Below are 14,508 nucleotides of genomic sequence, written 5' to 3' on the forward strand. Positions count from 1 at the left end.
TGCGGGTGCGGGTGCAGGTGGGCGGTGGCCGTTTGCGGGTGGCGGTGGCCGTTTGCGGATGCGGGTGCGGTTTGCGGATGCGGGTGGGCGGAAATGCGGACTTCTTGTCGACTTCGCTTACGAAAAGGCACGAATACTCTAGTTCCCTGCTTGATTCTCCGCTCCGCCCCTCACCTGTCAATTCCGCCCCTCACCTGTCGATGAGATATTCACATATCGATGAGCTATAGCCTGGCCACAAGTGAATAGCTCATCGACATGAGCGCAGGCAGAGCCAATACCGCGCGCATAAGTGCCGGAGAACCGTCGACAAGTCGGGCAGACAAAAAGACCCGCACCTTATCGGTGCGGGTCTGCTTTGTGCGCCCGAAGGGATTCGAACCCCTAACCTTCTGATCCGTAGTCAGATGCTCTATCCGTTGAGCTACGGGCGCATTTTGTTGTTATTCAGCGACTCTGGGGTAATTCCCTCGGCCCCTGCAACGAATAGATACTTTACTCATCCTGCGAAGTTTTACAAAATCGCCTGCTCACGCAACCTTTTTGGGCACTTATTCAAGTACATATTCGTTGCACACATATCCGTTGCACATTAACAACAGGTTTCGTTGCGGTTACCCCGGTCTAACCGACCCCGAGGCCAGCACCGGCGCGGACCGGAGAAACCGAGGAACTACTCGCCGCGGACCCAGCGGACAGCGTTGCCGAAGATGTCCTGCTCACCAATGCCCGGAATGTTGCGCATCAGGCCCTCGCGGAAACGCTCCGGGTGGCCCATCTTGCCCAGGATCCTGCCGTCGGCACTGACAATGCCCTCAATGGCGTAGGAGGAACCGTTCGGGTTGGCTGGCGCTGCCATCGTCGGCACGCCCTCGGCACCACCGTCGGCATCGCCACCAGTATCGACGTACTGGAAAGCGACCTGACCGGCCTCAAACAGTCGGCGAGCCTCGTCCTCGGAAACCACGAAACGGCCCTCACCGTGAGAAACCGGCATGAGGTGGGTCTGGCCCGGCTCGAAACCGCGCAGCCACGGGGAATTCACGGTTGCCACGCGGGTGGTGGCGATGCGGGAAACGTGGCGCAGCTGGCGATTGTGGGCCAGGGTCGGCGAGTCCTCGCGGAGCTGCGCCGGGTCACCATACGGCAGGAAACCGGACTTGACCAGCGCCTGGAAACCGTTACAAATACCGAGCACGAGACCGTTTCCGGCCACGAACTCCTTGACGGCGGCTGCGACATCGTCGGAACGCAGGAACGCGGCGATGAACTTAGCCGATCCGTCCGGCTCATCACCCAGGGAGAAGCCACCGGAGAACGCCAGGATGTCAGCGTCCTTGAGCTTCTCGATGAACGCCTTCGTGTCCTCCGCCAGCATTGCCGGGGTCAGGTTGCGGATCACGTGGAACTCGTAGGTAGCGCCAGCTGCGACGAATGCCTCGGCCATGTCGTATTCGGAGTTGGTACCCGGGAAGACCGGCAGCAGTACGTGGACATCCTTCTTGCCCGGGCTCTGCAGGTCGGTCTCGGTCTCGTTGACCTGGTTGGCGAACTCCGGCAGGGGCTCGCCCTCGTACTCATTGAGCGGGAAGACCTCGCGGTAACCGGACTCCATCGCCTCCAGGGCCTCCGAAACAGTGAAGGACTCCGCACCGAAGCGCAGCGTGCCCGACTCGTCGGTGGCACCGATCTTCACGGCCCCCGCACCAGCCCCCGCACCAGCACCCTCAACAGCCTGACCAGCCGGAACAGCCACAACGATGGAACCCAGCGGAGCCTCCGTCAGCGATACCTCAAGGCCCACGCCATTGCCCACAGCCATGTTGACCAGAGTCGCGGCCAGATCCGCGTTGGTAACAGCCGAGGCCGCAGCCGGACGCAGCTCACGCACAGCGGCAAATAGTTCGTTGAGCTGCTCGTAGTTCGGTTCCCCGGACTCGAGCGGCTTGTGCGCAAACAGGTAGAGGTCGAAGTTACCGGCCGGGATTGCAGCGGATATGGCGTCGGTCTCGTCCATCGCGGCAACTGCGAAGGTCACCAGTGTCGCCGGCACGTGCAGGTCCTCGCCGTAGGTGCCGGACATGGAGTCCTTACCGCCAATGGCCGCAACCTGGAAGCCGTCCTGAGCCTCCAGTAGGCCGAGCAGAGCCTGCGCAACCTCGCCCCAGCGCTGCGGATCCTGATCCAGGCGCTGGAAGTACTCCTGCACACTCAGCCAGGCACCGCGCGGATCGCCACCGGCCGCTGCGAGCTTAGCCAGTGCCTCCACGACGGAGTAGGAGCCCATGAGGTACGGGGACTCGTCGGCAAGCGATGGCGAGTAACCCCAAGTCATGACGGACGCGGTGCTCGTGCCGCCATCGACCGGCAGCGTCTGGATCGACGCCTGCTCGTCGGTTTTCTGCGTCGCACCACCGTATGGCATGAGCACGGTGGAGCGGCCGACGGTCGAGTCGAACTGCTCGATCATGCCCTCCTGGGAGCCCGCCGTCGCCGCACGCAGCGACTCCAGCACGCTCGCCGGTGCCTGCTTTACGACGCCGCCCTCCGCAGCAACCATCTCGACGTTCTGGGCGCGGTCAGCGCCGTTGGTGTCGATAAACTCACGGGAGAGGTCGAAGACAACCTCGTCGCCCATGAACATGCGCAGACGGCCGGTGTCAGTGATATCTGCCAGCGCGACTGCCTCGATGTTCTCTTCGGCAGCGGCGGCGATGATGAAGTCGGCGTCCTCCGGGCGCACGACCAGCGCCATGCGCTCCTGGGACTCGGAAATTGCAATCTCGCGAGCATTCAGACCGGCGTACTTCAGTGGCACGCGCTCGAGGTGAATGTCAATGGAGTCAGCCAGCTCACCGACCGCAACGGACACGCCACCAGCGCCGAAGTCATTACAGCGGACAATCTTGGTAGCGACATCCTCGCGGCGGAACAGGCGCTGAATCTTGCGCTCGTTGACCGGGTTACCCTTCTGCACCTCGGCGCCGGAGCGGCCCAGCGAGTCCTCATCGTGGGCCTTCGACGAGCCGGTCGCACCGCCGACACCGTCACGGCCGGTGCGGCCACCGAGCATGATCACCACATCGCCCGGCGCAGGCTCAAGGCGCTTGACGTTGTCTGCCGGGGCAGCGGCGACGACGGCACCGAGTTCCATTCGCTTAGCGACGTATCCCGGGTGGACCAGCTCGCGCACACCAGTGGTGGCCAGACCGATCTGGTTGCCGTAAGAGGAGTAGCCGGCTGCGGCACGAGAGGAAATATCGCGCTGTGGCAGCTTGCCCTCGAGGGTCTGCTCGCGCGGGGTGTTGATGTCACCTGCGCCGGACAGACGCATGGCCTGATAGACCCAGGAACGGCCTGACAGCGGGTCACGGATCGCGCCGCCGAGACAGGTGGAGGCACCACCGAACGGCTCGATCTCGGTCGGGTGGTTGGGGGTCTCGTTCTTGAACATGAGGAGCCACTTGCGGTCATCGCCCTCGACGTCGACATAGACGGAGCAGGCGTTGATTTCCTCGGAAACTTCCTGGTCATCCATAACGCCCGTGCGACGCAGTTCGCGGCCCATGATGGTGCCCATATCCATCAGGGTGCGTGGCTTGTGAGTGCGGCCGTTGAGTTCACGCAGCTCGTCGTAGCGACGCAGCGCGCGATCCAACTGCGCGGCAAAGCGCGGCTCGTTGTTCTCGATGGAGGTCAGCTCGGTGTTGAAGGTGGTGTGGCGGCAGTGGTCTGACCAGTAGGTATCCAGTGCGGACAGCTCCACCTCGGTCGGAGTGCGGCCCTCGGAGCGGAAGTAGTCCTGGATGGTCTTCAGATCGGCCAGCGACATGGCCATGCCGTCGGCTGCGAGCAGCTCGGCCAGGCCTTCGTCATCCAGCTCTGTGAAGCCCGGGTACTCCTTCAGCGGCTCAATCTCGCCCATGCTCGGACGGCGCAGGACGCTCAGGTTCTTCTCCCCCGACTCGACCGGGTTAATGAGGAAGGAGCGTACGGCGTCATTCACCGGAGAGTCGAAAACATACAGCGTTGCCGAGGTGATCTGCGCGCGGGTTTCCGGGCGGAGTAGACGCAGGGCCTGCTCGGCGGCATCGGCACGCTGGTCGTACTGGCCAGGAAGAGGCTCGACAGCAAGGTAGTTCCCTAGCTCGGCGGGGGCCGGGAGCTCGACCAGCTCGTCGACACGCGAATCAGCAACTACCGACTCACGCAGCGCGACGAGGTCCTCCTCCGTCGCATCGAAAGCATCGTAGAGATAGTAGATTGCCACCTCACCGTCCTGGCCGATCGAGGACAGCAGCGTAGCTTCCTCATTGCGGAACTCGGGCTTACGGCGAACGGCTAGACGGGCGTCCATCAAGGCTCCTATCGAAATACGGGGAGGGCAACCGGGGTCTAAGTCTATTGCAACTGTTCAGGATAGGAAAATGTCCCCCGGTGTGCGAGGCGGCGCGGGGCGGAAGCCCCGATTGACCAAGTACAAGGCCAGGCTAATCGGATTCGGCCAGGCAAAGGCTGCGCGGGGGTGTTGGAGGTACGGCCGTGGCGGCTCAGGGAGGTGGTGAGTCGGGCGGCAGGTCCGCGTTGCTACCTGTTGCTGCGCGTTGCTACCTGTTGCTGCGCGTTGCTGAAGCAAGGGAGCTGGTTCGTTGTCTTATCGATGCATAGTTCACCCATCGATTCGCTATAGCCTGGCCACAAGTGAACAGCGCATCGACAAGTGCACACGTAGCACCCACAGCGCGCGCATAAGTGGCGCAAAACCATCGACAGGTCACGAGAAACCATCGATAAGTGACCGAACCCTGGCCACAAGTGAAGGATCGCGCTGCCCCGCCCCGCAATGCCTCGGCTCGCGCTGCACTGCCAGGTAATAAAAACAAAAAGACCCGCACCTACAAGGTGCGGGTCTACGTGGTGCGCCCGAAGGGATTCGAACCCCTAACCTTCTGATCCGTAGTCAGATGCTCTATCCGTTGAGCTACGGGCGCGTGTGGCGGAGGCGAGAGGATTCGAACCTCCGGCCCGTCGCAAGACAGGCAACTCCTTAGCAGGGAGCCCCATTCGGCCGCTCTGGCACGCCTCCAAAACCACTGGCATCGATCCCGCTTCAGCAAAGCTGTTCGCCATTGCGTTGGCAAGACCAAATAACCGCAGCCAATCCTACAGAACACAAGAATTGAAAAGCAAAACACCCGCGAAGCCACCGAATACGGCACCACAAATAGCGACCACACCTTGGGATTTTGCGGGGATTTTGTACTGCCCAATCCGGACCATGTTCTACAGTTAGGCCTATGACCAACGATGCATCTTCAGTTCAGCCCAAAACCCGTGCCGACCTCGAACAGGTTCCGGCCTATGTTCCGGGCAAGACTGTGCCCGGCGCGCTGAAGATTGCGTCCAATGAAATGACCCAACCGCCGCTACCCTCGGTGGTGGAGGCCATCTCGCAGACCATCTCTGACCCAACTACCAGTCCGAACCGTTACCCGGACATGGGCGCGGTTGACCTGCGCATTAAGCTCGGCGAACACCTGCGCCTGCCCATGGAGCAGGTCGCGGTCGGCTGCGGCTCCTCCGCTCTGTGCCTGCAGCTTGTGCAGGCCACCTGTGCGGATGGGGATGAGGTCGTGTTCCCGTGGCGCAGTTTCGAGGCCTACCCCATTCTCGCTCGCGTCGCCGGGGCTACTCCGGTGCCGGTGCCGCTGGATGCGCAGGGTCGCAATGACCTCTCAGCTATGGCTGCCGCTATCACCGACCGCACACGTCTGGTTTTCGTCTGTAACCCCAACAACCCAACGGGCACGACCGTCACTCGCGAGGCATTTGCGGAGTTTATGGCGCAGGTTCCGGGCGATGTTGTGGTTGCTCTCGACGAGGCCTACATCGAGCTGGTGGACGAGGCCACTCACGCCGCTACCCCGTTGGCTCATGAGCTGCTGGATACCTACCCCAACCTGGTTGGCTTGCGCACATTCTCCAAGGTCTACGGCCTGGCCGGGCTCCGCGTGGGCTACATGTTCGGTCCGGAGAAGCTTGTGGAGGCCGTGAATAAGGTCGCTATCCCCTTCTCCGTAAACACTCTTGCGCAGATCGCCGCGCTCACCTCGCTAGACGCACAGGAAGAGCTCACCGCCCGCATCGCCGAGGTCCGCGCACAGCGCGTCGCTGTCACCGAGGCCATCAACGCCGCCACCGGCCGCGAGACGGTGCTGCCGAACTCGCAGGCCAACTTCATTTGGATTGGTGAGGATCGGATTGCCGATCTCTCTTTGCTTGACGACGTCTCGGTGGCCACCACCACGGATCTCGGTGACTTCTTGGCGCAGCGCAACATTCTCATCCGCTGCTTTGCCGGCGAAGGTGCTCGCATCACCATCACTACCGAGGAAGAGACCTCGCAGCTGCTGGCTGCGCTAGGAATTGAGCACTAGCAGCTATCGCTCAGCTAGCAGGTGCCGGCGCGGCCAGTGGTTGCGCCACCACTGCGCTCAATCGCCTTTGCGATGCGGTCGAGCATCTGCTGGCCGGTCTCATAGGTGCCGTCGTCAGGCTGGGCTGCGATAGCGACACCAACGAAGGTGCCCGGCTTCTTGCCCGGCAGATAGCCGAACTGCCGCACAAGGTAGACGCCTTCATCATCGGGGCCCCAACCGCCCTTGAAGTGGGCACCGCGGATGCGTCCGAGGCCGTAGGACTGCTCGTCGGCAATCTGCCCCATGAGGTCAGCAACCTTTGGGCCCTCCTCGATGCACTGCAAATTGGCGCCGAAAACGGCTTGGTCGCGCAAATCCCACTGCGTCTGTCCGAAGACGGTGTATTGCGCGCGGATGCGGTCAGTGCCCATGACGGTGCGGGTGTCGTGGCCCTCTCGAAGGATTTTATTGGTGGTCTCGCCTGCGGTCGCGTCATCTCCCAGGGAGTACCACATGGACTCAGCCGCGTCGTTGTCGGAAACCGTGATTGCAGATTCCACCTGCGCGTCCACGCCCAATTGGCGCACATAAGCCACTGCGATTGGCACCTTGGAGGTAGACCAGGCCGGACCAGTTTTGAAATCCCCCGTGGAAACCACTTCGGAATCTTTATCCGGCGTTGCCAGAGCGGCGCCGGCCAAACCACCGAATTCCTTTTGCGCGGACTTCACGGCCTCGACAACTTCGCGAGGCATCTCACCGGGCACAACTTTCCCGCCGGAGGATGCGCCTCCGGGGCCGTCGTCAAGCGAATTGGACAGCGTCGGCGAGGGCATCGACGAGTCGGAGTTGGTGCCGATGGTGCAGGCGCTAAGACCGAGCGTGACGACGGCGGTTGCGGCCAGAGCTACTCGGAGACGTTTAGACAATGTGCACCGTCGCATTCGTACCGCCGGTGCAGGTGACAACCTCACCGTTATCGCGGCAGGTCATGGTGTAAGTCTTGCCAGTTGTTGGGCTGCTAGCGGTGACAGTACCGTTGAGCTTCTTCGTAAGTTGGTACTGCTCAACGAAGGAATTGCGCACGTTGGTGGCAAACGGGCAGGTTGTCGTGTTACCTCCGACATTTTCTGCATATACCAAGTTCAAATCACCCGAATCACCCGAGCCGGAGCAGTGGCGCCAACTCGATGGCGGCTGGAATCCCTCAGCGCGACGCTTCTTCTCAGCGGTCGACGACGTGGAGGAATCCTCAGTTCTAGCGGACTGAACCGACTGGGATGAGTTGCTGCCGGCTGAATTCACTCCCTTCGAATCGGAGAAGTAGAAGAAGGCCATTGCGCCGGCGAGGAGGGAAACCGCAACGAGCGCCAGGACAATAACCGCGATGGTCAGCCCCTTATTGTCATTGCTCGGTGCAGCAGCCGGCCCAGCTTGCGGGCCAGGGACATAGGGGGCGGGGCGGTACGGTTCAGGCTGCTGGGACTGTTGATACTGCTGCAGATACTGCGTTTGCCCCTCAGCCTGCTCCCACTGTGCCCCATCCACAGCGCTCCACGCATTTGCCGGCGTATCTGCAGAGGGCTGATCATCTGACGCGTCCGGATTTATGCTCCACTCACCGAACGAGTCGTCCGAGTGGTTGCTCCGATTCGTTGCCATTGTTCGACCTTTTCCCTCAATACCGTCCGCCAGTTTGACGCTGGGTTTGTATTACAGCAAGACCGAGCTTACCGGTTTTGGCAAATTGCCCGTATTGTTTCAGGCCACAACGGTTTCGGGTCCATGTCATGCAGCTTTTCCACCGAGTGCCCCGGGTTGAAGTGGATTTCAGTTCCTGTATTCAACGAACCGTCGGCAATCGCGTCGGCGCCCCCTTGGCGATGGTGTCATTGACCACCAGTTCCTGAGCATGTGCGATACTGCCGAATCCCGCACATGTCCGCGCATGTCATACCTGCGGCCGGAGAGAATGCAGCAATGCGCGCAATACCGCGGTTACGTACGGTACGACTATCCGTCGCTGACCCCACCACATACGCCAATTTTGAAGACAAATGAAGAAACCCCCCAGTAGAACAACTACCGAGGGTTTCCATCTGCGGAAGCAGGGGGATTCTGCCCCTTTTCTGCGTTGCAGCTGGTCAGCGCATGTATTCAACCCGCCTACCGTGCGTCGTGACAAGGTTCGTGACAAGGCCATCATCACACAGCACGAAAACAGCAAAGGAAAAAGCATGTCCACCTACACCGCCCACGCACTCCGAGAACTACAAGAACTCACCGCAAGTATCGTGTGCCCCGAGCTTCCACTAACCGACGAGATCGACGACGGCACACCGCTCACCATTGAGCATGTGAACACCCTCACCGACGCGCTTAGCCGTATTGCAGGCCGTGACGTACACAAGGAAGTTCAGACCGCCCTTGAATCAGCTAGGGATAGGCACCAAGCCGCGCCTGGCGATACCAACAACAGCTAAGTCATTAAGCGACCGGCCCGGCCATGCTAAGTGTAAGAATCACCCGGTTTTACATAATCGCAGGCTAGGGCCGGTGCTGTAGAACGCCCTGTAAGCGATTAAGGGGTGTTAGGGTACGCGCTCCCGCCCTTTAACCGCTTAGAATCGATTTGCGAACAGGGGTTTTGCGCAGGTCAACGAGGATATGCCCCACGAGTGCACGGAAACTACGAGGTGGTGAACCACCACCCCGCGGCATTTCGAGCACGAAAGCTAACACGGAATCCCGTGTGTAAGCTACTGACAAAAGTTGCCAGCAGACAGACCCCATGCGAGCGCGGGTGGATATTTTACGCCGGCGTAAATTCCCGCAATCCCTCCCCTATGCGGAAGCCGTCTATTACGAACATCGTAACGGTTGGTGCGGACGGTAAGCCCACATTTGAGTAGACTATCCGTGGTCCCCCTGGCGTAAGTCAGTAGCCAAAGTGACACGCCCGGCTTGGCCGGTTTTGACTACTAGCGTTGGCCACTAGCTAGGCACCTAGCTACTCGAGATAGACCACCGCCTAAGGCGCTCACACCTAGAGCGTTAGGGGCGGTGGTTAACCCAGCTATTAAAAATACCCCCACATAGGGGAACGGCCTCCCGCCCAATTATTCGTCAATAGCCAAGGTCATCTCGTGGTTAGGGCTTTTGCGTCTTACAGTTGCAGAAGAATTGCGTCTTACAGTTGCAGAAGAATTAGGCGCGCCGTGTGAGAATGGTTCAAGGGTCAGCGTGGTTACTGGTTACGTAATCACCTAATGGACAAGGATTAAATCCCTTGCACATATCGGACCTCAGCACTATTCAGCGACGAAAAGGGAAGGACCGCAGATATGAGCGCGACTCTGTACAAGAACTCGTTCGACTGCGGCGAGATGCTGGCCTTTAGGGATGCAGCAGGTCGCATTTCTCACGTACACAAAGAAGACATGAACTCGGAGCTCGCAACGATTTACTCCAACCCGGAGGTGCTATCCGTAATGAACGACAGCATCGACGATTACCTCGACGGCCGATTCACCGACTTCGAGATCTAATATCCGAGCTATTTCATGGCCGATAAGCAGTACCGTTTTCAGATCGCTGTCAGCGCTCAACGCCAGTACGACAAGGCCATAAAAAAGCGCCCGGAGAAACGAGAAAAGGTACGCAAAGCCGTAAAGCTCATGGAGACTTATGGCCCGTCCTATCCATCGTTTAGAACTCACATGCTCGAGGGCGTTAAAGCGGAGAGTGAGCCGATTTACATCTCGTACATCGAAAACAACACGCCATCGGCTTGGCGTATCCACTGGTCTTGGTGGGGCGATAACAAAATTGTCGCCCTTTACGTAGGGCCCCACCCGTAGAAACCCCTCACCAAACGGCGAGGGGTTTTTCGTATTTCCACGCTAATAGGTACACCAAGCGGGGGTGTGGATCACCGAATCCGTTATGCCCAAATCCGGGCATTTACCAAATTGGTATTTCCTCCCCGGTCATTATTGACCGTGCACGCGCTCACCGCGTAACCCTATAATCCAGAATCCGGGATTATGCCCAAGGCTCACGGACCTCACCGAGATATTTACAAGTTGTAAACAACAGGCGATTGGGCCACTGCCACCAGCGCCGAATCTTAAAAGTTTTAAAATCCTAAACATTCACGGCTTCACGTGTCACATTTGTTACACCTGCCGGGGCCGCCGGATTTCCCACCGGCGGGAATTTCACCGAGACAAAAGCGCCCTACCACCAGCACGCGCGGGGAGGGAATGCGCCGCCAGCAGTAGGGCCAATGCCACAGTCTCACAGTCAAACTGGAGCACCGACAGAATAACCCGCTATACGGATTACCGCGCGCCAAGACACCTAGCCCCTATCAGCGCTTACCAAACGGGGATTTCTCCAATTCCTCAATCGCACGCGCCCGCTGCGCATACGCCGCCACAATCTCTTTCGCAGGCTTAGGCTCCATTGCTTCCAGCGACCGGATCAGCGCCGTAAGCTCATCAAACTGCAGTTGCCACTTACCAGCTTCCAACTTCATGCAAACACCTCACATACCCTTTACGTTTTGACACCGATAGTTTACGGCAACCCCCACCCTTAAAACAGCCCGCCACCTGCAGCAACCACCACCGAGCAGCAGCGACCCAACCCCCTGATTTTGGGCTCGTTCGACACCACCGGCCACCGGGGGAGGTACCGCAACAACGCAGTGCCCTTTAGCGCCATGGACACCGCCAGGGTTACCTCCCCACCCCACTAATTAGCACCACAAAACAAAAGGAGAGAGAGACAAGCAAGCACAGCGAACCGAGAGAGTCGCGGGCGAGCCACCGCCCTAAGATTTCCCGGGGGCCGCACACCTCAAGGACACATGCACCGATTACGGACTGCAGCACACGCCCGGATTATCTAGCACCGACTACCCTGCCCGACGCGCCGCCATTTCTTCTTTCACCCTCAGCACGTCGCTAGTCCTGTAGGTCCACTTTTTGCCGTTCCAGAATCCTTGTAGTTTTCCAGCGCGCCGCCAATTGCGGACCGAGGTAGCGGACACGCCGCACCAGGTTGCGACCTCTACCGTGCTGCCTGCTGGTGGGTGCTTTTCAGGTGGATTAATGGCGTTCTGCAGGGTATCGGCATACAGCTCTACCTCATCGAGCCAGGACACCCCATTGCTACCCGAGCGCAGGGACCACCAGGAAGCTGAGGTAACCCACTGCAGGGCTGCTAGTTGGCTGCTGTGGCCTGCTAGCCACCAAGCAAGTGCTTCACCGCTGCGATCGCGTGGAACGCCTGTAGAGCCGTCAGCGCGCGCCTGTGCCACACCGCACCGCAACACATCTTGTAACTCAACCCCGAATTGCAACCAGCTCAAATTACATGGCGGTTGTGACCGTGGATTACGCCGCCTGATTTCCCCGAACCGAGCGACACGGCCATGACCGCCGATTAAGTCATCAAGGTTTTCCGCCATGCGCGCAATAGTGGTTAGTGCTGTGGTGAGTCTGGTTTCAATGGCCTGTTGTTCAGATGTGTTTGATGTGTGAACCATCATGTTTTCATACTAGTTCACTTCACAAACGTTTTCTCGTGGCGTTGAACCGCCTCACACTGCTATCTGCTGCCACTCACCGGAAAAATGCGAAAACGGTCAAACCCGTACACAAACAGCGCAGCAATGCCCTCCGGCCGACAAGGCAGACTGGGGAGGGGGCCATCCCCTGGGCCAGGAATCCCACGGCCAGGCTCAGCCCTAGCGCCATTGCCAACCGGGGCCATGCGCCCCGAGGGAGGGGGTTGCCCCCTGGGGTATAAAACTCCAGACCTGTAACCGCCCCTCACACCTACGCCACCGGGGGCCGGGATTAATCTCACGGAGGGGATAGCCCCCAGGGGTCTTTAACCACAGAACCGCCAGGCGCGTCGGGCTGTTTATACCCCGTTCTCCAAAGCCCCAAAACCCCAATGCAGGTCAGGGCATGTTTTTGGGCCCCAAACTGGTGCCCCAAAACCCCAAAACCCTAACGGTAGATTCATTGAGTTTGGAGGATTGGGGTTTGATTTTGGGGGCGTAAAACCCCCGCTGACCAGGGTTGGGGCGTTGGGGGATTGGAGTCCCACCCTATCCAGCTACCGACCTAGCTTCCGGTACTGGTATTCCGGCAATCCGTCTTTGTCGCGTGCCTGATTCTTGCCGGTGCCGTCCATGAGTGGAACGCGCTCAAGTAGCTTGTCATGGTCAACGACGTAGTGCAGCGCGTCAGGGAACTGATCGCGCAATCTACTATCAGCACTATTGCGTGCAGCACCGCCGATAACCCAACCGTCAAAGAATCCGTGGCGAACTCTGCGGCGAACCCAATTGATTGCTGTCTGCCGCCGCGCGTCGTCACGGGCAACCTCGTCTTCAACAATGCGGCGTGTCTTGTCCCGTGATTGTGCTGCCTTGAGTGCGGTTTCACACCGCTGCCGTGCCTGATCTGACTTATCCATGACCAGCCCGGCAATGCGCCATTCATCGAGGGTTACCGCAATGCGACCGCTGCTGTCGCTGCCATTGAGGACGGCCAGCAGGCACGCAACTTTGATTCTGGTTAGGTTTCTGTGTGTATGAACCGAGCCATCATCTTTGAGTTGGTTCTGCTCGTAGAGCTCAACAGTCTCTTCCTCCACCTCCCCCGGCAGGTCAATGGTTACCGGCTTCGGGTGCTGCTGTGTTTTCGACTCCGGTGGGGCAAAGGACTTCGGCATCACCACAGTTAGCGGCCCGGCGGCCAGTTCCTTATCGGCCCGGCGCTCACGACCGGGGTAGCGTGCTACTTCCAGCCACAACCACCGCTGAGGAGTACCGCCTGCTAGCTCATGCTCATTGAGCAGTGCTGCCGACCGTTCCGGCTGGATTCCACACAGCAGGGTGGCCCGGTACGAATGGGCCGGGATATTGCGGGTAGTCTCCCGGCTTCCGTTGACGGCCCCGGGGTTTTCCCCAGACCACACCTGACGGAGCACCGTCATAATCGTTGCACCGCGTTGCTGAGTACTTGCTGCCAGCCCATCAATTTCGGTTGCGACGAACAGGGCCCGGTCAACCTGCAGCCGGTCCTCATCTTTGGCCGGTGGCTTAAATACCTGTGCGACACCTTGGCCGGTGCCTAGTGGAAACTCTTCAATATCAACATCTAAGCCGCCCCGGTCATACTGTTTGAACTCCATGAGTTCACGGGCTACAGCCTGCGACGCGCCTTTACCTGCGCCCGAGGAACCGACTAGACCAACCAAAAGATTCAGTGATCCGTAGCCGCCAAGAATCGGTGGGGTTTGAACAATTGGAGGAATCGCCGCACTGACATAGGCCAGCACGTTTGCTAGCACTCCCCACGGACTCATACGCCTAGCAATGCTTCTATGCCAGATTTTCCTCATCGCCTGCGACGATGTGAACACCTGATATTCCAGCGGTTCGACATTCTCTAGCTGGTCCAGTGTGTACCGTGTTGGCTGATTACTCATACTGCACCGCCTCCCGGCGCTTAATCACATCTGCCAGATCTTCAATCGCCCGGCGCTGCTGTGGCCCCGCCAGTTCCCAGAGCAATCGCAGTTCATGGACTGTCAGTGTTGACTCCCAGGCGCTCATATCCACGCTGCCGAATTGCTCAATCGTTGCGAGTTTTCCAGCGACTTCGCGGGCGCACTTCCGCATGTCTTTCGAGTAGCCAAAACATACGGCTAGCTGCTGATAGGTGATAAAGTTGGGAGTTGATTCTGCGAATACCCCGTACCTGCCAGGCGCGGGGTTTTTCTTTTCGTTCATCGAGTTATCGCCCCTCTTTACGTGTGGCTATTGCCACGTCACAAAGATTCTTTTGACCTGTGTTGTGAACATCGCCGAGCCGGAACGTAAAGTAGGCAACGACGGAACCCATACAAATTTCGTCGTTTCCCCCGTGCTGCAACACGGGGGTTTTCTTTACGCTCACCCGCTTATCCATTAGACACACCTCCCATACATGCCCGCCTGAATCTCACGGGCAATTGCGGAAAAATCTTCGGGAGTCATGTCACCCATTCGAATAATCTTCCGAAA

General features: G+C 59.2%; 11 protein-coding genes and 3 tRNA genes. 4 read left to right on the forward strand and 10 right to left on the reverse strand.

What is annotated here, in order from left to right:
- Nucleotides 1–361 precede the first annotated feature (361 nt).
- From HMPREF3011_RS10045 to HMPREF3011_RS10060, 4 genes are all read right to left on the reverse strand, one after another.
- Nucleotides 362–434 (reverse strand) — tRNA-Arg (locus HMPREF3011_RS10045).
- Between the two features lie 239 nt (nucleotides 435–673).
- Nucleotides 674–4,357 carry a phosphoribosylformylglycinamidine synthase gene (locus tag HMPREF3011_RS10050; protein ID WP_070841476.1) on the reverse strand — a complete coding sequence of 1,228 codons (3,684 nt, stop codon included), beginning with the start codon at nucleotides 4,355–4,357 and terminating at the stop codon, nucleotides 674–676.
- Nucleotides 4,358–4,915: 558 nt separating this feature from the next.
- Nucleotides 4,916–4,991: transfer RNA gene (locus tag HMPREF3011_RS10055), tRNA-Arg, on the reverse strand.
- A 3-nt stretch (nucleotides 4,992–4,994) separates the two neighbouring features.
- Nucleotides 4,995–5,086 (reverse strand) — tRNA-Ser (locus HMPREF3011_RS10060).
- A 211-nt stretch (nucleotides 5,087–5,297) separates the two neighbouring features.
- Between HMPREF3011_RS10060 and HMPREF3011_RS10065 the strand changes: the two genes are divergently transcribed.
- The gene (locus HMPREF3011_RS10065; RefSeq protein ID WP_038627297.1) at nucleotides 5,298–6,437 is read left to right on the forward strand and encodes a histidinol-phosphate transaminase; all 1,140 of its coding nucleotides are present in this window, start codon (nucleotides 5,298–5,300) and stop codon (nucleotides 6,435–6,437) included.
- A gap of 14 nt (nucleotides 6,438–6,451) precedes the next feature.
- On the opposite strand, the gene HMPREF3011_RS10070 is transcribed toward HMPREF3011_RS10065, so the two are convergent.
- Together HMPREF3011_RS10070 and HMPREF3011_RS10075 are read right to left on the reverse strand one after the other, a co-directional pair.
- Nucleotides 6,452–7,348: a hypothetical protein gene (locus tag HMPREF3011_RS10070; protein ID WP_038627288.1), complete on the reverse strand. Its 897-nt coding sequence runs from the start codon at nucleotides 7,346–7,348 to the stop codon at nucleotides 6,452–6,454.
- Nucleotides 7,341–8,081 (reverse strand): hypothetical protein, encoded by a 741-nt coding sequence (locus tag HMPREF3011_RS10075; protein ID WP_038627286.1) that lies wholly within the window; start codon nucleotides 8,079–8,081, stop codon nucleotides 7,341–7,343. Before HMPREF3011_RS10075 ends, HMPREF3011_RS10070 begins: the two co-directional genes overlap by 8 nt.
- 575 nt (nucleotides 8,082–8,656) lie before the next feature.
- Between HMPREF3011_RS10075 and HMPREF3011_RS11160 the strand changes: the two genes are divergently transcribed.
- From HMPREF3011_RS11160 to HMPREF3011_RS10090, 3 genes are all read left to right on the forward strand, one after another.
- Nucleotides 8,657–8,902, forward strand: coding sequence for a hypothetical protein (locus HMPREF3011_RS11160; protein WP_141752985.1), 246 nt, complete (start codon nucleotides 8,657–8,659; stop codon nucleotides 8,900–8,902).
- A gap of 861 nt (nucleotides 8,903–9,763) precedes the next feature.
- The gene (locus HMPREF3011_RS10085; protein ID WP_070628730.1) at nucleotides 9,764–9,967 is read left to right on the forward strand and encodes a hypothetical protein; all 204 of its coding nucleotides are present in this window, start codon (nucleotides 9,764–9,766) and stop codon (nucleotides 9,965–9,967) included.
- 15 nt (nucleotides 9,968–9,982) lie between these two features.
- A complete protein-coding gene (locus HMPREF3011_RS10090; protein ID WP_070628731.1) occupies nucleotides 9,983–10,279 on the forward strand; it encodes a hypothetical protein in 297 nt (98 codons plus the stop codon).
- Nucleotides 10,280–10,791: 512 nt separating this feature from the next.
- On the opposite strand, the gene HMPREF3011_RS11235 is transcribed toward HMPREF3011_RS10090, so the two are convergent.
- The 4 genes from HMPREF3011_RS11235 to HMPREF3011_RS10100 all read right to left on the reverse strand — a co-directional run bounded on the left by HMPREF3011_RS11235 (nucleotide 10,792) and on the right by HMPREF3011_RS10100 (nucleotide 14,235).
- The gene (locus HMPREF3011_RS11235; protein ID WP_168164999.1) at nucleotides 10,792–10,959 is read right to left on the reverse strand and encodes a hypothetical protein; all 168 of its coding nucleotides are present in this window, start codon (nucleotides 10,957–10,959) and stop codon (nucleotides 10,792–10,794) included.
- A 381-nt stretch (nucleotides 10,960–11,340) separates the two neighbouring features.
- Entirely contained in the window at nucleotides 11,341–11,745 is a 405-nt protein-coding gene (locus tag HMPREF3011_RS11240; RefSeq protein ID WP_168165000.1) for a helix-turn-helix domain-containing protein, read from the reverse strand.
- Between the two features lie 806 nt (nucleotides 11,746–12,551).
- Complete coding sequence (locus HMPREF3011_RS10095; RefSeq protein ID WP_070628732.1) at nucleotides 12,552–13,808, reverse strand: hypothetical protein; 1,257 nt, start codon at nucleotides 13,806–13,808, stop codon at nucleotides 12,552–12,554.
- A 115-nt stretch (nucleotides 13,809–13,923) separates the two neighbouring features.
- The gene (locus tag HMPREF3011_RS10100) at nucleotides 13,924–14,235 is read right to left on the reverse strand and encodes a hypothetical protein (RefSeq protein ID WP_070628733.1); all 312 of its coding nucleotides are present in this window, start codon (nucleotides 14,233–14,235) and stop codon (nucleotides 13,924–13,926) included.
- Between the last annotated feature and the right edge of the window lie 273 nt (nucleotides 14,236–14,508).

This window comes from Corynebacterium sp. HMSC074C04 (genome assembly GCF_001838295.1).
Lineage (GTDB): Bacteria > Actinomycetota > Actinomycetes > Mycobacteriales > Mycobacteriaceae > Corynebacterium > Corynebacterium amycolatum.

Excerpts from the sequence above, each read along its gene's own strand:
- HMPREF3011_RS10050 (WP_070841476.1), bottom strand. The coding sequence starts at position 4,357 with ATGGACGCCCGTCTAGCCGTTCGCCGTAAGCCCGAGTTCCGCAATGAG.
- HMPREF3011_RS10065 (WP_038627297.1), top strand. The coding sequence starts at position 5,298 with ATGACCAACGATGCATCTTCAGTTCAGCCCAAAACCCGTGCCGACCTC.
- HMPREF3011_RS10075 (WP_038627286.1), bottom strand. The coding sequence starts at position 8,081 with ATGGCAACGAATCGGAGCAACCACTCGGACGACTCGTTCGGTGAGTGG.
- HMPREF3011_RS11160 (WP_141752985.1), top strand. The coding sequence starts at position 8,657 with ATGTCCACCTACACCGCCCACGCACTCCGAGAACTACAAGAACTCACC.
- HMPREF3011_RS10085 (WP_070628730.1), top strand. The coding sequence starts at position 9,764 with ATGAGCGCGACTCTGTACAAGAACTCGTTCGACTGCGGCGAGATGCTG.
- HMPREF3011_RS10090 (WP_070628731.1), top strand. The coding sequence starts at position 9,983 with ATGGCCGATAAGCAGTACCGTTTTCAGATCGCTGTCAGCGCTCAACGC.
- HMPREF3011_RS11235 (WP_168164999.1), bottom strand. The coding sequence starts at position 10,959 with ATGAAGTTGGAAGCTGGTAAGTGGCAACTGCAGTTTGATGAGCTTACG.
- HMPREF3011_RS10095 (WP_070628732.1), bottom strand. The coding sequence starts at position 13,808 with ATGAGTCCGTGGGGAGTGCTAGCAAACGTGCTGGCCTATGTCAGTGCG.
- HMPREF3011_RS10100 (WP_070628733.1), bottom strand. The coding sequence starts at position 14,235 with ATGAACGAAAAGAAAAACCCCGCGCCTGGCAGGTACGGGGTATTCGCA.